At 70.3% G+C, this 17,203-nt stretch carries 14 protein-coding genes; 6 read left to right on the top strand and 8 right to left on the bottom strand.

The features are described 5' to 3' along the window. Positions 1-2: 2 nt before the first annotated feature. A complete protein-coding gene (locus tag ACGFW5_RS10530) occupies positions 3-560 on the bottom strand; it encodes a hypothetical protein (RefSeq protein WP_393833798.1) in 558 nt (185 codons plus the stop codon). Positions 561-672: 112 nt separating this feature from the next. Here ACGFW5_RS10530 and ACGFW5_RS10525 point away from each other — a divergent pair, with 112 nt between their 5' ends. The 3 genes from ACGFW5_RS10525 to ACGFW5_RS10515 all read left to right on the top strand — a co-directional run bounded on the left by ACGFW5_RS10525 (position 673) and on the right by ACGFW5_RS10515 (position 2,382). After that, positions 673-1,188: a PadR family transcriptional regulator gene (locus ACGFW5_RS10525; RefSeq protein ID WP_393833797.1), complete on the top strand. Its 516-nt coding sequence runs from the start codon at positions 673-675 to the stop codon at positions 1,186-1,188. A gap of 62 nt (positions 1,189-1,250) precedes the next feature. Continuing rightward, positions 1,251-1,892 carry an RNA 2'-phosphotransferase gene (locus ACGFW5_RS10520; protein WP_393833796.1) on the top strand — a complete coding sequence of 214 codons (642 nt, stop codon included), beginning with the start codon at positions 1,251-1,253 and terminating at the stop codon, positions 1,890-1,892. 25 nt (positions 1,893-1,917) lie between these two features. Further along, positions 1,918-2,382 carry a hypothetical protein gene (locus ACGFW5_RS10515; RefSeq protein ID WP_393833795.1) on the top strand — a complete coding sequence of 155 codons (465 nt, stop codon included), beginning with the start codon at positions 1,918-1,920 and terminating at the stop codon, positions 2,380-2,382. 161 nt (positions 2,383-2,543) lie between these two features. Here ACGFW5_RS10515 and ACGFW5_RS10510 read toward each other — a convergent pair whose 3' ends face one another. Continuing rightward, positions 2,544-3,449 carry an LLM class flavin-dependent oxidoreductase gene (locus ACGFW5_RS10510; protein ID WP_393833794.1) on the bottom strand — a complete coding sequence of 302 codons (906 nt, stop codon included), beginning with the start codon at positions 3,447-3,449 and terminating at the stop codon, positions 2,544-2,546. Beyond that, positions 3,440-4,324, bottom strand: a complete 885-nt coding sequence (locus ACGFW5_RS10505; protein ID WP_393833793.1) for a DUF72 domain-containing protein — start codon at positions 4,322-4,324, stop codon at positions 3,440-3,442. The genes ACGFW5_RS10510 and ACGFW5_RS10505 overlap by 10 nt, the downstream gene beginning before the upstream one ends. A gap of 372 nt (positions 4,325-4,696) precedes the next feature. On the opposite strand from ACGFW5_RS10505, the gene ACGFW5_RS10500 reads away from it, so the two are divergent. Continuing rightward, positions 4,697-5,566, top strand: coding sequence for an HAD-IIB family hydrolase (locus ACGFW5_RS10500; protein ID WP_393833792.1), 870 nt, complete (start codon positions 4,697-4,699; stop codon positions 5,564-5,566). 99 nt (positions 5,567-5,665) lie between these two features. On the opposite strand, the gene ACGFW5_RS10495 is transcribed toward ACGFW5_RS10500, so the two are convergent. The 4 genes from ACGFW5_RS10495 to ACGFW5_RS10480 form a co-directional block, all read right to left on the bottom strand. Beyond that, positions 5,666-7,423, bottom strand: coding sequence for a GAF domain-containing sensor histidine kinase (locus ACGFW5_RS10495; RefSeq protein WP_393833791.1), 1,758 nt, complete (start codon positions 7,421-7,423; stop codon positions 5,666-5,668). A 19-nt stretch (positions 7,424-7,442) separates the two neighbouring features. Further along, a complete protein-coding gene (cydD, locus tag ACGFW5_RS10490; RefSeq protein ID WP_393833963.1) occupies positions 7,443-10,964 on the bottom strand; it encodes a thiol reductant ABC exporter subunit CydD in 3,522 nt (1,173 codons plus the stop codon). A gap of 120 nt (positions 10,965-11,084) precedes the next feature. After that, on the bottom strand, positions 11,085-12,086 hold the full coding sequence (gene cydB / locus ACGFW5_RS10485; RefSeq protein ID WP_393833790.1) for a cytochrome d ubiquinol oxidase subunit II: 1,002 nt from the start codon (positions 12,084-12,086) through the stop codon (positions 11,085-11,087). Positions 12,087-12,104: 18 nt separating this feature from the next. After that, a complete protein-coding gene (locus tag ACGFW5_RS10480) occupies positions 12,105-13,613 on the bottom strand; it encodes a cytochrome ubiquinol oxidase subunit I (RefSeq protein WP_393833789.1) in 1,509 nt (502 codons plus the stop codon). A gap of 232 nt (positions 13,614-13,845) precedes the next feature. On the opposite strand from ACGFW5_RS10480, the gene ACGFW5_RS10475 reads away from it, so the two are divergent. Continuing rightward, entirely contained in the window at positions 13,846-14,226 is a 381-nt protein-coding gene (locus tag ACGFW5_RS10475) for a cyclophilin-like fold protein (protein ID WP_393833788.1), read from the top strand. A gap of 203 nt (positions 14,227-14,429) precedes the next feature. On the opposite strand, the gene hisC is transcribed toward ACGFW5_RS10475, so the two are convergent. Continuing rightward, positions 14,430-15,512, bottom strand: coding sequence for a histidinol-phosphate transaminase (hisC, locus tag ACGFW5_RS10470; RefSeq protein WP_393833787.1), 1,083 nt, complete (start codon positions 15,510-15,512; stop codon positions 14,430-14,432). A gap of 408 nt (positions 15,513-15,920) precedes the next feature. Here hisC and ACGFW5_RS10465 point away from each other — a divergent pair, with 408 nt between their 5' ends. Continuing rightward, complete coding sequence (locus ACGFW5_RS10465; RefSeq protein ID WP_393833786.1) at positions 15,921-17,072, top strand: LacI family DNA-binding transcriptional regulator; 1,152 nt, start codon at positions 15,921-15,923, stop codon at positions 17,070-17,072. Positions 17,073-17,203: the final 131 nt, after the last annotated feature.

The following is a 17,203-nucleotide window of genomic DNA, read 5'->3' as shown; positions in this document are numbered from 1 at the left end:
GGTCAGGCGCCCTTCTGGACGGCGGCGCGGCGGGCGCGCTCGGGGTACTGCGCGGTGAAGACGGCCGGGACGGCGAAGCCGGCGACCTGGACGACGATCGAAGCGGTGCTGCCCAACGACTCCGCGTCGATGACGGCGAGCGCGATGGCGGTCAGCGTGAAGCCGAGGGCCCAGACGGCGGTCAGCACGATGTTGATCCGGATGAACACCGGGTTGGTCCACACCTCACGGGGCGCCTGGCGCTTCGCGATCCCGGTGGTGAAGGGCTTGCGCAGGGCCAGAGTGGCCCAGGCGGTGAGCGCGAGCCAGCCGGTGGCCAGCGCGCCGCCGTATGCACGAAGGCCGCTGTCCGTGGCGGCGAACGCTATGACGCCCAGCACCGCGAAGAAGACGATGGTGGACTGCTCCAGGATCAGGGAGTCGGCGGACACCCCGCGCTTGCGGTCCATGGCGAAGAGATACGCGGCAACGGCGAGGGCGGCGAGCGCACCCCACTGCCAATGCGCACTGCCGATGGCGGCGAAAACGATCCATGGGATGAAACCGCGCAGGTAGTTCATGGGAGTCCCCCTCTGTCCGGGCTTTCCGCCCCGCTCCACATTCCAACTTCGACATGTCGAATCTAGAGGTTCCTGAGTTGACGTGTCAAGGGTGGAATGTAGGCTGGGGTGCATGAGTCTCCGCCACGCAGTCCTGGGTCTGCTCTCCGACCGTCCAGCAAGCGGCTACGACCTGATGAAGCTGTTCGAGACCTCGCTCGTCCACGTCTGGTCGGCGACGCAGAGCCAGGTCTACGGAGAGCTGGGCAAACTCGCCGATGCCGCGCTGGTGGAGGTGTCCGCCGAAGGCCCGCGCGGCCGCAAGGAATACGCGATCACGGAGTCGGGCCGGGCCGAGCTGCACCGTTGGCTCATCGAGGTCGAGCCGGTCCGCACCCGTCGCAGCGACTCCCTGCTGCGGGTCTTCTTCCTCGGCGAGCTCACGCGCGTCGAGGCGCAAACCTATCTGCTGACCGAGGCCGAGCGCTCGGCCCGCCAACTCACGGGCCTCAAGGAGGCGGAAGCGGCCATCGACTGGGGGGACGACCGGATCTCGACACACGGCCGCCTCGCCCTGGAGTACGGCAAGCGGCTGAGCGCCATGCACGAGGAGTGGGCCCGGTGGGCCGCGGAGCAGCTCGCGCCCTGACGGACGGCGCAGGCAAGGAAATGGAGGTGCCGGGACCCCGCCCGTACCGGCACCCTGGCGCCATGACACACACCCCGCAGGAGCCGCCGCGCGACGGCGCGCTCCCCCTCCCGGACGACGTCCTGCCGGACCCGGTGGAAATCTCCTCGGACGATGTCCTCGCGGACGGCAGACGCGCCGTGAAGGTGTCCAAGTACCTTTCGAAGCATCTGCGCCATCAGCCCGAGCGGATCGGTCTCACAATCGACGCGAACGGCTGGGTGGACATCGACGTCCTGCTGCGGGCCGCGGCCGCCCACCGCTTCCCGCTCACCCGCGCCGAGCTCGACCAAGTGGTGGCCACCAGCGACAAACAACGGTTCGCCGTGGAGGGCGGCCGGATCCGGGCCAGCCAGGGCCACACCGTCTCCGTCGACCTGGCGCTGCCGCCCGCCGAACCACCCGCGTACCTCTATCACGGCACGGTGGCCCGCGCCCTGGAGGCGATCCGGGCCGAGGGCCTGCGCCCCATGGACCGGAACCACGTCCACCTCTCGCCCGACCGGGAGACCGCCACCACAGTCGGCGCCCGCCGGGGCCGGCCCATCGTGCTGAGTGTGGATGCCGGGGCCATGCACCGGGCGGGCCACGTCTTCCATGTCAGCGCCAACGGAGTCTGGCTCACCGGTGCCGTTCCCCCGCGGTACCTGCGCCTACCGGCGTGAGCCCGCGCTTGACATGATCGGCATCATGATCCATCCGCATCTGCCCAGTACCGAGTCCGTGGTCGGCGCGATCCGCGCGATCGCCGACGAACACCGGCTGGAGGTCGAGGTCACCCACGACATCGGCGCCGACCGCACCTCACGGCGCACCTCCGCCGGGGTGGGCACGGTGCTCGACCCGGACGGATCGCTGCCGCACGAGGCATACGTCGAACTCGGCGGATCCCCGTCCGTGGCCGTACGGGTCCATTCGGAGGACGACGCCCAAATCACCGTCGACGGCGTGCAGTTCGACGATGTTCCACGGGACCACGTGCCCGCATTCCTGCGCTCCCTCTACGGCGGGCTCGCCCACGTCAAGGGCCGTCGTTTCCCGCCCGGGTGGTGGCTGGTCGTGCCCCTGCCCGGCGACGAGACCTACAAGGAACTGGTCCTGCTGGGCGCGCTCACCCCGTGGATGAGCGCGCGTGTCCGGAACGGGAAGGGCTAGGGGGTGTCTGGTGGACCATGGCCGGGGGCGCGGCGTCTGGCACGGCACCTCGCGGCGTTGCCGAAACGCTCCGATAGCTCCGCTATCAAGCCGTTCCGGCGCCTTGCGATGCACCGCACCAGACGCCGCGCCCTGACCGACCCTGATCCACCAGACACCCCCTAGCCGCGACCCCCCAGCTGCGCGAGCCCCTCGGTCGCGATCCGCTCGAAGACCTGCTGGTCGGCGGCGAAGTCGGAGTCCGGGATCGGCGTGTGCAGGACGATCTCGGTGATGCCGAGCTCGAAGTGCCGGCCCGCGAAGTCCACGAACGCGTCGAGGGATGAGAGCTCCCGCCCCGGCTGCGGGGTGAAGCCCGTGAGCAGGATCTTGTCCAGCTCGTCCACGTCCCGGCCGATCTCCTCGCAGGCCGCGCCCAGCTTCTTGATCTGACCGGCGATCGCCTCCAGGGACTGCTCGGGCGTGCCGGTCTCGAACAGCTTCGGGTCACCCGTGGTCACCCACGCCTGTCCGTGCCGCGCGGCCAGCTTGAGACCGCGCGGGCCGGTCGCGGCCACCGCGAAGGGGATCCGGGGCCGCTGAACACAGCCGGGGATGTTGCGCGCCTCGACCGCCGAGTAGAAGGTGCCGTCGTACGTCACCGAATCCTCGGTGAGCAGCCGGTCGAGCAGCGGCACGAACTCGCCGAAGCGGTCGGCCCGTTCGCGCGGCGTCCACGCCTCCTGTCCCAGGACGGTGGCGTCGAAGCCGTTGCCGCCCGCGCCGACCCCGAGGGTGAGCCGGCCGCCGGACACGTCGTCGAGGGTGAGCAGGTCCTTGGCGAGCGTCACCGGGTGACGGAAGTTCGGCGAGGTGACGAGCGTGCCGAGCCGCATCCGGGTGGTGACCGCAGCGGCGGCGGTGAGCGTGGGGACCGCGCCGAACCACGGGCCGTCGCGGAAGGTCCGCCAGGACAGATGGTCATAGGTGTACGCCGTGTGGAAGCCCAGCTCCTCGGCACGCAGCCAGGTGTCGCGTCCCCCGTCGTGCCAGCGGTCGATCGGCAGAATCACAGTGCTCAGTCGCATGGGACGACCCTACGAGAGCCCAGCAGGTGCCGCATCGACTGGGCGGCCCGCACAGCGGCGTCACCACAGCAGTTGTTGAACAGGACGTGCACTTCCCGGGCCTGGTCGGCCATCGTGCGAATGCGTGGCACCCACTCGGCAAGCTCCTCCGGTGTGTACCCGTGGCGGAACCGCTCCTCTTTGCTGCCAGTGCCCCACGCGTCGTTGCGCCCGTGGAAGCGCACCAGGGCGAGCTCCGGCGTGGTGACCCGCACGACCGGTGGCACGGAGGTGGGGAGCGTCTGCACCATGTCCACGGCCACGGCGGCCGTGTCCAGCTCCGCCAGCAGGCCGGTCGTCGCATCGGCGTGCTCCTTGCGCCACCAGCCGGGGTGCCGGAACTCCACCGCCATCGGCCACCCCGCCGCACGCTCACGGCACCGGCGCAGGAACTCCACCGCCGGCCGCCCCGGCACGAAGCGGTGCGGGAACTGGAAGAGCAGTGTCCCCAGGCGCCCGGCGGCACGCAGGGGTTCGAGGGCGGCGCTGTACCGGTCCCACACCTCGTCGAGCAGCCCGGGGTCGACGCCTGCACGCTGCTGTGCGAGAGCCGGGCGCAGGTCGGCGGGCAGCGCTTCGGGCCGCGTGGGATGCCCGGTGAGCAGTGAGAACGCCTTCACGTCGAACCGGAAACCCTCAGGGGTGCGGTCGACCCACAGAAGGCTGTTGCGGGTGCTGGGCAGCCCGTAATAGGTGGAGTCCACTTCCGCCACGGGGAACTGCGCCGCGTAGTGGCGCAGTCTGCCTTCCGCGTCGCGCTGTCCCTTCGGATACCAGCCGCTGGACACCAGCGCCTTGTCCGTCCACGAGCAGGTTCCCACCCGGATCTCTCCCATCCCGTCCGCCTTCCCCGGACGCGGTGACGGATGCGGCCGCGTCGCCTTTCCCGGGCGGGGCGATGGATGCGGCCGACGGATCCCCGCCCCGCCTCCCACGGGCAGAGCGAGCGGACGCGACCGGCGCGTGTCGGCGAGTCGTCACCTACCGGGGAGCCCCCCATCGCTCAATCACGCGCCCGGTCCTCGTGGGCTGCCCGCGTCCCCTCGGATCCGCGAGGACGCGCCGTCGGGGCTGCCTCTCCCCACGCATCCGGCCCGGAGCACCACCGCTGTCGCGTACGCCCCCTCGTGCCCCGGGCGCACCGGGCCGCGCTCTCATCTGTGCGCACGGTCGCACGCCCGTGCGCTCGCATACAGGACAATGGGGCGGTGACCTCTGCTACGGATTCCGCCTCGGCCATCAGCCCCCTTCCCACCGCGCCGCGGCTCATCGCGACCGACCTGGACGGCACCCTGCTGCGTGACGACAAGTCCGTGTCGGACCGTACGGTCGCGGCCCTGGCCGCCGCCGAGCAGGCGGGCATCGAGGTCTTCTTCGTCACGGGCCGCCCGGCCCGCTGGATGGATGTCGTCAGCGCCCACGTCCACGGCCACGGCCTGGCCATCTGCGGCAACGGTGCGGCCGTCGTGGATCTGCACGGCGACAGCAACGGCCCCCGCTTCGTGAAGGTGCGCCCGCTGGAGGGGCCGGCCGCCCGCGATGTCGTCACGCTCCTGCGGGCCGCCGTACCGGGCACGTCCTTCGCGGTCGAGCGCACCGGCGGCTTCCACCACGAACTCGCCTACCCGCCCATGCACTTCGACCCGGCGGCAAGCGTCGCGTCCGCCGAGAAGCTGCTGTCCGAGGACGCCGACGCGGCCGGCCAGCCGGTGCTCAAGGTGCTCGCTTTCCATCCCGAGCTGGCCCCCGACGACTTCCTCGCGCTGGCCCGTACCGCGGTCGGGGCGCGGGCCGAGATCACCCGGTCCAGCCCCACCACGCTGCTGGAGATCAGCGGCGCGGGCGTCTCCAAGGCCTCCACACTGGCGCTGTGCTGCGCCGAACGCGGCATCTCTCCCACCGAGGTGGTGGCTTTCGGCGACATGCCGAACGACATGGAGATGCTGAGCTGGGCGGGCACGTCGTACGCGATGGGCAACGCCCACCCCGACGTCCTCGCCACGGCGTCCGGACGTACCGCGGCCAACAACGAGGACGGCGTGGCGGTCGTGATCGAGCAGATCCTCAAGGCTGTCTGAGACAAGGCCCTGGGAGAGACCGGCCGGCCCGGATCAGCACGGCAGCCCAGGGGAGGGTGTTTCACGTGAAACACCCTCCCCTGGCCCGAAGCCACACCATCAGAGCGGTGCCTCCCACAGGACCGTCGTGCCGCTCCCGCCGTCCCCCAGCCCGGGGCCGTACGAACTCGATCCGCCCAGCGCCTCGGCCCGCCGCTGAAGGTTGCGCAGTCCGCTGCGGCGCCCGCCCGGTGGGATGCCGACCCCGTTGTCCGCGACCGTCAGCCGCACACCGGCGCTGCCGTCCGGCAGCTGAGCCGTGGCGTCGACGGCGACCTCGATCCGGGACGCCTCGGCATGCCGGAAAGCGTTCGACAGCGCTTCGCGCAGTGCGGCGATCAGGTTCTTGCCGGTCAGCTCGCCGACCAGGGTGTCGACCGCGCCCAGGAAGCGGTGGGCGGGCTTGAAGCCGAGCGGCACTGCGGCCATGTTGATCTCCCGCAGAACGCGGGTGCGCAGCCCGGAGGGAGCCTCCGCCGGACCCTGCTGGAGCGCGAAGATCGCGGTGCGGATCTCCTGGATGGTGACGTCGAGTTCATCGACGGCCTTGCCGATGCCGCCCTGCACCTCGGGCACGACGGACTTGCGCTGGGCGCCCTCCAGCATCATCCCGGTGGCGAAGAGGCGCTGGATGACCAGATCGTGCAGGTCACGCGCGATGCGGTCGCGGTCCTCGTACACCGCCAGCCGCTCCCGGTCCCGCTGGGCCTCCGCCATCATCAGGGCCAGCGCGGCCTGCGAGGCGAACTGACTGGCCAGCGTCCGTTCGGCGTCGGTGAACGGGCGCCCGCCGAGCACCCGTGGCGTGGCGAGAGCACCGAGTACGCGGCCGCCGCTCTGGAGCGGCAGCAGCATGCTGGGCCCGTAACGCTCCGACAGCTTGGTGATCATGCGCGGGTCGGAAGCGGCGTCCTCGACGAAGACCGCCTCGCCGTCGAGCAGGGTCGACACGACCGGGCTCTCCGGTGGAATCACGACGCCGAGCGAGACGCGCGGGTTGTCGGCGCAGACCGCGACGATCTCCAGGCCTCCCTCCTCGGCGGGCAGCAGCACGATGCCGGCGTCGGAGTCGGCGAGATGGCGGGCCTGTTCGGCGACGACCTCCAGGGCGTCGTCCGCGTCGCCGCCCGAGAGCAGGGCCGTGGTGACGGCGACCGAGCCGTCGATCCACCGCTCGCGCTGACGCGCCGCCTCGTAGAGCCGGGCGTTGCCGATGGCGATCCCGGCCTCCGTGGCGAGCACCCGCACCATGTGCAGGTCGTAGTCGCTGAACTCGCTTCCGCTGTGCTTCTCGGTCAGATAGAGATTGCCGAAGATCTCGCCCTGCACGCGGATGGGAACGCCGAGGAAGGTACGCATCGGCGGGTGGTTCGGCGGGATCCCGGCCGCGCGCGGATCCGCCGAGATCTCGGCAAGGCGCAGGGGTTCCGGATGGTGTATCAGCCAGCCGAGCAGCCCACGGTGGCCGTCGGGCCGGTGGCCGATCGCGCGCGCCTCCCCATCGCTGACGCCGTACGTCACGAAGTCGGAGAGCCCCCTGCCCTCCTCGTCGACGACGCCGATCGCCGCATACCGGGCGTCGGCGAGCTCGGCCGCCGTCTCACAGATCCGGTCGAGGGTGGAGTGGAGTTCGAGTCCCGTGCCCACCGAACGCATCGCCTCAAGGAGCTGGGGCACGCGCGCGGTGAGCTCGGTGGACAGTCCCTGCAGGCTGCGGGTGGCCCGGGTCGCCGCTTCGAGCGGGTCATGGGCCCCGCGGTCCAGGTCCTTGACGTCCTGATGGCCCGTCGGCCTCTTCGGGTCTCGCGGCACTGACATGCCTTGAGCGTAGTTAGTCCTATTTGGCGAGGAAAGTCGGGTACTGCGTGGCCTCGCTCTCGCGCTCGCGCTCCAGCATGCGCCGCAGCGGCCCCTCGACCAGGGACAGGTCCTCGTACGCACCGCGCTGCACGGTCCTGCCGTCGTCGAGTACGAGTACTTCGTCGACGGCTTCCAGTCCACGCAGGCGATGCGTGATCAGTACGCTCGTACGCCCTTCGGTGATGTCGAGCAGATCCGCTGTCAGGGCGTCGGCGGTCGCCAGGTCCAGGTGCTCCGCGGGCTCGTCCAGGACGAGCACCGGGAAATCGGCGAGGAGGGCCCGAGCCAGCGCGAGCCGTTGGCGCTGGCCACCGGACATGCGGGCGCCGTGCTCGCCGACAAGGGTGTCCAGACCGTCCGGCAGGGCATCGACCCAGTCCAGGAGTTTGGCCCGCTCCAGGGCGCCGCGCAGTTCGTCGTCGGTGGCGTCGGTGCGGGCCAGCCGCAGGTTCTCTCGTACCGAGCTGTCGAAGAGGTGCGCGTCCTGGGCGCAGAGCCCGACGAGTCGCCGTACGTGATCGCCGTCCAGCCGGGTCGCGTCACGTCCGCCGATCGCGTACGTGCCCCGCGTCGTGTCCAGGAAGCGCAGCAGCACCTGGGCGAGCGTGGTCTTGCCGGATCCGGAGGTTCCGACGACGGCGACCCGCATGCCCGGGGTGAGGCGTAGCGAGAAGTCGTGCAACGCGTCCCGCTCCTGGCCCTCGTACCTGGCGTGCAGGCCTCGCAGCTCCAGCGGAAACGGCGCCGCGGGCGCGGCCAGGGGTGCTTCCGGCTCCGGTACGGGAGTGGGCGCGTCCATCACCTCGTAGACGCGCTCCGCGCTGCGCCGCACTCGTTGGCGTGCCTGCACGGCTGTCGGCAACCCGGTCACAGCTTCGAAGGCGGCGAGCGGAACCAGCACCACCACGGCGAGCAGCACCCCGTCGAGGCGGCCGGCCGCGACCGCCCGTGCGCCGGCCAGCGCGGCCCCCGCCACGGTGAGACCGCAGACCAGAGCGGTGAGGCCCCCACCGAGCGCGGTGGCGGCCGCACCCCGCGAGGCGATCCGGGTCAGCGCCGAGTCGGCGTCCTTCACGTCACGGGCGCGGCGGCCCAGCGCGCCCGCCACCGTCAACTCACCCGTTCCGGTGAGGAGATCGGCCACACGAGTGGCGAGCATTCCCCGCGCCGGGGCCAGCTGCCGCTCGGCCCGTCGCGCCAGGGCCCCGCTGACACACGGGACCACGACCCCGGCGACGAGGAGCCCCGAGGCAAGCACGACACCCGCCTCGGGCAGCAGCCATGCGGTGAATCCGGCACTCAGCACCGACACGACGACGGCGACTCCGGCGGGGAGGGCCCAGCGCAGCCAGTAGTCCTGGAGTTCGTCCACATCGGCGACAAGGCGCGAGAGCAGGTCCCCGCGTCGCGTCTCGCGCAGGCCGGCGGGAGCGATCCGTTCCAGGCGCCGGTACACCGCGACCCGCAGTTCGGCGAGCATCCGCAGCACGGCGTCATGGGAGACGAGACGCTCGGCGTACCGGAACACGGCGCGCCCGATCCCGAAGGCACGGGTGGCGGTGACGGCCACCATCAAATAGAGCACTGGCGGCTGTTGTGAGGCCCGCGAGATGAGCCAGCCGGACGTGGCCATGAGACCGACGGCCGAGCCGAGCGCCAGGGCGCCGAGGAGCAGCGCGAGCGCGATCCGGCCGCGCAGCCCGCGCGCCGTGGCACGGACCCGGGCCAGCGGTTCGCGGGCGGCGTCGGAACCTGGTGCAGCGGCTCGCGGCGCGGTGACACCGGCCTCAATCTGCCGTATTTCCCGTGCAGTTGAGCCTCGTCCGGCCGTAAGCGGCGCCGGCACACTCGGCGGGCTCCCGACGGCACGCAGCTCCACCACCCGGTCCGCGACCGCGAGCAGCGCGGGGCGGTGCACGACGAGCAGGACCGTACGGCCCACCGCGAGTCTGCGTATCGCGTCGACGATGCCGGCCTCCGTCTCGCCGTCCAGGGCGGCCGTCGGCTCGTCCAGGAGGAGCACCGGCCGGTCGGCCAGGAAGGCGCGCGCCAGGGCGAGGCGTTGGCGTTGCCCGGCCGAGAGCCCCGCGCCGCCCTCACCCAGGACGGTGGCCACTCCCTCGGGCAGCGCGGCCACGAAGTCCTGCGCACCCGCGTCGCGCAAGGCGCCGAGCACGGCAGCGTCGTCCGCTTCGGGCCGGGCCAGGCGGACGTTTTCGGCGATGGTCCCCGCGAAGAGGTGCGGCCGCTGTGGCACCCACGCGATCCGCTGGCGCCAGTCGGCCGGGTCGAGCGTCGTGAGGTCCGTCCCGGACACCAGGATCCGGCCGCCTTCCTGCGGCGTCACGAAGCCGAGCAGCGCGTTGAGGAGCGTCGACTTTCCGACGCCGCTGGGCCCGGTCAGGGCCACCGTCTCGCCCGGCTCGACCACCAGGGATGCGTCTGCCAGGGAGGGGTGTGCGCGCCCGGGGTGCCGCACGGTCACTCCGTCGATCTCCAGACGGACCGGGCCCGCGGGCACCGTGCCCTTGCCGCCACGGGGCAGCGGGGTCTCCAGGACCTCGAAGATCTCCTCCGCGGCAGAAAGCCCCTCCGCCGCCGCGTGGTACTGCGCCCCGACCTGGCGCAGCGGCAGATAGGCCTCCGGAGCCAGGATCAGGATCGTCAGACCGGTGGAGAGATCGAGGTCGCCGTGGACCAGCCGCATGCCGACGCCCACCGCGACCAGCGCCACCGAGATCGTCGCGAGCAGTTCGAGGGCGAAGGACGAGATGAAGGCGATCCGCAGGGTCTTCAGGGTGGCTCTGCGGTAGTCGGAGGTGATCGTCCTGATCGACTCGGCCTGCGCCTTGGCCCGGCCGAACACCTTCAGCGTGGGCAGTCCGGCGACGACGTCGAGGAAGTGCCCCGAGAGCCGGGACAGCAGCCGCCACTGCCGGTCCATCTGCGACTGGGTGGCCCAGCCGATGAGCATCATGAACAGCGGGATGAGCGGCAGGGTGACGACGATGATCGCCGCGGACACCCAGTCCTCGGTGACGATCCGCGCCAGCACCGCGGCCGGCACCACGACGGCGAGGCCAAGCTGCGGGAGGTAGCGCGCGAAGTAGTCGTCCAACGCGTCGACACCACGCGTGGCGAGAGCGACCAGGGACCCCGTGCGCTGACCGCTCAGCCATGCGGGGCCGAGCCCAGCCGCCCGCGCCAGGAGCCGGCTTCGCAGTTCCGACTTGACCGCGGCGCTCGCCCGGTGTGCGGCGAGCTCCGTCAGCCAGGAGACCAGGCCCCGCCCGACCGCGACGGCCGCGAGGGCCAGCAGCGGCGTCGTGAGCCCGGTCGCGTCATGGCCGTGCTGGAACGCCCCGACGACGATGTCGGCGATGAGCATCGCCTGGGCGACGATCAATCCCGCACCCACCAACCCGAGGACCACCACCGCGGCGAGGAAGAGGCGGGTGGCGCGGGCGTAACGCAGCAGACGCGGGTCGATCGGTCTCAGGTGAAACATCCCCCAACTGGAAGGGTCGGAGCGGGGTGGGCCCGGGGTGGGTGTGTTTCACGTGAAACACACCCCGACGGGACCGTGCGGGCCTCCGGCGAACCGGGAGGACCTGAGCGGTCAGTGCGTTTCGGCGATGTTCTTCGTGCCGATCCGCTTGCGGAAGACCCAGTACGTCCAGCCCTGGTAGAGCAGCACGAGCGGGGTCGCGATCCCCGCACACCACGTCATGATCTTCAGGGTGTACGGGCTGGACGAGGCGTTGGAGACCGTGAGGTTCCAGGCGTCGTTCAGTGAGGACGGCATGACGTTCGGGAAGAGCGTCAGGAAGAGCATCGCCACCGCGGCGGCGATCGTGATGCCCGACAGCGCGAACGACCAGCCCTCACGCCCGACCTTGATGGCCGCGACCGCGCCGGCCAGAGCGAGGACGGCGACGGCCATCGCGACCAGGCTCTTGGCGTCGCCGCGCGAGGCCTGGGTCCAGATCAGGAAGCCGAGCGCGAGCACGGCCGTCACCAGGCCCAGCTTGAGCGCCAGCGCCCGGGACCGCTCGCGGATGTCACCGAGCGTCTTGAGCGAGGCGAACACCGCGCCGTGGAAGGTGAAGAGGAAGAGCGTGACCAGCCCGCCGAGGATCGAGTACGGGTTGAGCAGATCCCAGAAGCCGCCCACGTATTCCATGTGCGCGTCGATCTTCACGCCGTGCGTGATGTTGGCGAAGGCCACGCCCCAGAGGAATGCCGGGATGAGCGAGGTCCAGAAAATGGCCTGTTCCCAGTTGCGCTGCCACTTCTCCTCGGGCCGCTTCGCCCGGTACTCGAAGGCCACACCCCGGACGATCAGACAGACCAGGATGACCAGCAGCGGCAGGTAGAAGCCGGAGAAGAGCGTCGCGTACCACTCGGGGAAGGCGGCGAAGGTCGCGCCGCCCGCCGTGAGCAGCCACACCTCGTTGCCGTCCCAGACGGGTCCGATGGTGTTGATCAGGACGCGCTTCTCGGTGCGGTCCCTGGCCAGCAGCTTCGTCAGGATGCCTATCCCGAAGTCGAATCCCTCCAGGAAGAAGTAGCCGATCCACAGGACGGCGATGAGTACGAACCAGACGTCGTGGAGTTCCATGCCTCGATCTCCTCAGCCTCAGTACGAGAAGGCCATCGGCCGGTCGGGGTCGCGGTCGTCCCCGCCGATCTTGGTGGGCGGGTTGAGGTCGGCCTCGGTGAGCTCGGGCGGCCCGGCCTTGACGTACTTGACGAGCAGCTTGACCTCGACCACCGCGAGTACGGCGTAGAGCAGGGTGAAGACAATCATCGAGGTCAGGACCTCGCCCTGCGAGACGCTGGGGGAGACCGCGTCCCGGGTGCGCAGTACGCCGTACACGGCCCAGGGCTGGCGGCCCATCTCGGTGAAGATCCAGCCCCACGAGTTGGCGATCAGCGGGAAGCCGAGCGTCCAGACCGCGAGGAACCAGTACCACTTGGTCAGGCGGGCGCCGAGCGTCGTGCTCTTGAAGAGCACCAGATTCGGCACCTCGTCCTCACCGGTCCGCAGCCCTGGCGTCAGCATGAACTTCTTGCGGGTGAGCCAGAGCCCGGCCAGACCGATGACGAAGGACGTCATGCCGAAGCCGATCATCCAGCGAAAGCCCCAGAAGGTGACCGGAATGTTGGGCCGGTAGTCGCCGGGCCCGTACTTCTGCTGCTCCAGCTTGTTCACGTCGTTGATGCCGGGCACGTACGACGAGAAGTTGTTGTCGGCGAGGAAGGACAGCACTCCGGGCACCGAGATCTCGACGTCGTTGTGGCCCTTGGCCACGTCACCGACGGCGAAGATCGAGAACGGTGCGGGCTGCTCGCCGTCCCACAGGGCCTCGGCGGCGGCCATCTTCATGGGCTGCTGCTTGAACATGACCTTGCCGAGCGAGTCGCCGCTGACGGCCGTGAGCAGCCCGCCGATCACCAGCGTGACCAGGCCCAGCCGCAGCGAGGTGCGCATCACGGGGATGTGCTTCTTGCGGCGCAGGTGGATGGCGGCGACGCCGACCATGAACGCGCCACCGGTGAGGAAGGCCGCGGTCAGCGTGTGGAAGACGACGACCAGGGTGGTGTCCTGGGTCAGCACCTGCCAGAAGTCGGTGAGCTCCGCGCGTCCGGTGGCTTTGTTGAGCTTGAAGCCGACCGGGTGCTGCATCCAGGAGTTGGCCGCCAGAATGAAGTAGGCGGACAGGATGGTGCCGATCGAGACCATCCAGATGCAGGCGCAGTGGATCTTCTTCGGCAGCTTGTCCCAGCCGAAGATCCACAGTCCGACGAAGGTGGACTCGAAGAAGAAGGCGATCAGTGCCTCGAAGGCGAGCGGGGCGCCGAAGACGTCCCCGACGAACCGCGAGTAGTCGGACCAGTTCATGCCGAACTGGAATTCCTGGACGATGCCCGTGACCACACCCATCGCGATGTTGATCAGGAAGAGCTTGCCCCAGAACTTGGTCGCCTTGAGGTACTTGTCCTTCCCGGTTCGCACCCAGGCGGTCTCCAGGCCGGCCACGAGCGCGGCGAGCGAGATCGTCAAGGGGACGAAGAGGAAGTGGTAGACGGTGGTGATACCGAACTGCCATCGCGCCAGGGTCTCCGGCGCCAGAGCCAGGTCCACGTCGGCACTCTCCTTACATCGCCGTGGTCACAGCCGCAGGCTTGCCCCTTTAATCCCACCGATCATGGGAGGAAGCGGGACACGCTTGTGAACGCGTTCACATTCACAAGCATTATGTCGTACTGGTTGTCGACCCTTCCAGGGGGGTCCCCCTCCGAAGGGGAGGCGGGCGGGGAGGCGGGCGTGGACACCCCCTTCCCAAGCCTTTCAACATCTTGTTGAATTCGGCGCCATGGAGAACCAGCTGCGCATTCGCATCTCATGGCCCGCGGGCAGCCTCACCGCGACACTCGAAGAAACCCCCACGAGCACGGCGCTCGCAGGGGCTCTTCCGATCACTTCCACCGCCCACACCTGGGGCGAGGAGGTCTACTTCGACACCCCCGTCTCGCCGGCCCAGGAATCGGACGCGCGACAGGTGGTGGAGCCGGGCACGGTGGCGTTCTGGACCGACGGCGACGCCCTCGCGCTGCCGTACGGCCCCACTCCCATCTCCCGCGGCGACGAATGCCGACTCGCGAGCCCCTGCAATGTCCTCGGCCGTATCGACGGCGACCCCCGGCTGCTCGCCACCGTCCGCTCAGGCGATCCGATCCGGGTCGACGCGCTCTGAGACGACCTCGGGGACGACCCCTGAGAGACGAGCTCGGGAACAACCCCCGAGACGGCTTCGAGTGGCTCCGAGACGGCTCTGAGGTGCCCCCCGAAACGCCCTTCTCGAAGTCTCGAAGCGCCCGTCGACGGCCGAGACGGGCCGAAGCGCCCACCGGTGACCGAAACGGGCCGCCCGTTTCGAGGGCGCGTCTTCGAGTCGCGTCAGGCCTGCTTGCGGAAGCCTTCCGCGACCTTGAGGAACAGGTCGTTGGCCTCGTTCTCGCCGATCGTGACCCGCACGCCCTCGCCCACGAACGGCCGCACCACGACGCCGGCCGCCTCACACGCCGCCGCGAAGTCGGCCGTGCGCTCCCCGAGACGCAGCCAGACGAAGTTCGCCTGCGTCTCGGGCACGGTCCAGCCCTGCTGCACCAGGCCCTCGTACACCCGGTCCCGCTCGCAGACCAACGCGCCGACGCGGCCCATCAGTTCGTCCTCGGCACGCAGCGACGCGACCGCCGCGTCCTGGGCGAGCTGGCTGACGCCGAAGGGCACCGCCGTCTTGCGCAGCGCCGCCGCGACCGGCTCGTGGGCGACCGCGAAACCGACCCGCAGCCCGGCGAGCCCGTACGCCTTGGAGAAGGTGCGCAGGACGGCCACGTTCGGCCGGTCCCGGTAGATCTCGATGCCGTCCGGCACCTCGGCGTCACGGATGAACTCGCGGTAGGCCTCGTCGAGCACGACCAGGACGTCCGAGGGCACCCGGTCGAGGAACCGTTCCAGCGCGGCCCGGCGCACCACGGTGCCGGTCGGGTTGTTCGGGTTGCAGACGAAGATCAGCCGGGTCCGGTCGGTGATCGCGTCGGCCATCGCGTCGAGGTCGTGCACATCACCCGGGGTCAGCGGCACACGGACCGAGGTAGCTCCACTGATCTGGGTGATGATCGGGTAGGCCTCGAAGGAGCGCCAGGCGTACATGACCTCGTCGCCGGGGCCCGCGGTCGACTGGATGAGCGACTGGGCGACCCCCACCGAGCCGGTGCCGGTGGCCAGGTGCGTATGAGGAACGCCGAAGCGCTCGGCCAGCTCGTTCATCAACCCGGTGCACGCCATGTCCGGGTACCGGTTGAAGTTCCCGGCGGCCGCGACCGCGCTCTCCAGCACGCCCGGAAGCGGCGGGTAGGGGTTCTCGTTCGAGGACAGCTTGTAGGCGACGGGCCCCTCGGACGCCGCGGCGGGCTTGCCGGGCTTGTAGGTGGGGATGCCGTCCAGCTCGGCACGCAGCTTGGGGCTCGTCTCGCTCACCGCGGGTCCTCCTCGACCATGGCGTACAGGTGCTGTGCACGCCGCCGCGGACAGCTCCGTACACATCCAATACTCCTCACCTTATGAGGATTCGGCTCCCCTGCGAATAGCCGACGGGAATCGGTTCCCGGCGGGCGTACGGGATGGGGGGAGCGCTCCTCCCCCTGCCGCGCGCCGGTGGCTCGCGCCGTAGCGCGCATCACCCGTGAAGGTGAGTTGAGACCTCTCCGATACATCGGACAGTTGGCAGCCGTCCACGGATCGACAAGCGCCACCACAACGCGATTGCGCCGAACTCCCTTGCATACCAAGGTCATTGGCTGCCGACGATCATGCAGAAACGTGCCTGTCAACGCGTGCATATGCACCCGGGCCAACCGCCCGTCATCCCCCTACTATCGGGTCGCCATGACAGCAGCAGGGAAGCACCAGGTGAGCCGGTCGACCGGTCGCCGGCTGGGGCGGGCGGGCATTCGGGACGTGGCCGCCGCCGCCGGTGTCTCCATCACGACCGTCTCAGACGCGCTCAACGGCAAGGGCCGGCTCCCCGACGCCACCCGCCGCCACGTCCGCGAGGTCGCAGACCGGCTGGGCTACCGCCCATCCGCAGCGGCCCGCACGCTCCGTACCGGCAAGTCCGGCCTCATCGGCCTGACCGTGACGACCTACGGGGATGAACCTTTCACCTTCACCGAATTCGCCTACTTCGCCGAAATGGCGAGAGCCGCGACCTCCGCCGCGCTGGCCCGCGGCTACGCCCTCGTCATCCTTCCCGCCACCTCACGCCGCAGCCCCGCGGACGTCTGGTCGAACGTCGCCCTCGACGGCACCGTCGTCATCGACCCCTCCGACCAGGACCCCGTCGTCACCGAACTCGTACGCCAGGGCCTTCCCGTCGTCTCCGACGGCCGCCCGGCGGGCAGCCTGCCCGTCACGGCGTGGGTGGACAACGACCACGAGGCCGCCGTACTCGACCTGCTCGACCACCTCGCCGCGGCCGGCGCCCGCCGGATCGGCCTGCTCACCGGCACGACCACCGACACCTACACCCGCCTTTCCACCGAGGCCTACCTGACCTGGTGCACCCGCGTCGGGCAGGACCCTGTGTACGAGTCCTACCCGGCCCACGACCCCTGTGCGGGCGCCGTCGCAGCCGACCGGCTGCTCGCCCGACCCGACCGGCCCGACGCCGTCTACGGACTCTTCGACCCCAACGGCACCGATCTGCTCGCGGCCGCCCGGCGCTACGGAATGCGCGTACCGGAGGACCTGCTCCTGGTGTGCTGCAGCGAATCCACGGTGTACGCCACCACAGAGCCGCCCATCACCACCCTCTCGCTCAAACCGCGGCGCATCGGCACGGCCGTCGTGCAGCTCCTCATCGACGCGATCGAAGGGATCGACAACGGCCATCCGATCGAGCAGGTGATACCGACCGAACTGATCGTGCGGACGTCGTCCCAGCGCCGGCCGCCGCGCACCACGGTCAGCCCTCCCCGTTCCCCGGCGAAGGGCCAGTCCGGCCAGCCGGGTCAACCCGGCCAGCCCGGCCAGAACTGATGGGTCTCCGGCCGGGCTTCGACCCCCGGCCGGACGCCGCGGGACCCCGGGCCGTCCGACCACGGAGATCGGTCAGGTCCGAACCACAGAGATCGGTCAGGTCCGGACCACCACATTGGGGACATAACCAC

The organism is Streptomyces sp. NPDC048416 (genome assembly GCF_043200435.1).
Classification (GTDB): Bacteria; Actinomycetota; Actinomycetes; order Streptomycetales; family Streptomycetaceae; genus Streptomyces.
This window is presented reverse-complemented; position numbering and strand designations above follow the sequence as displayed.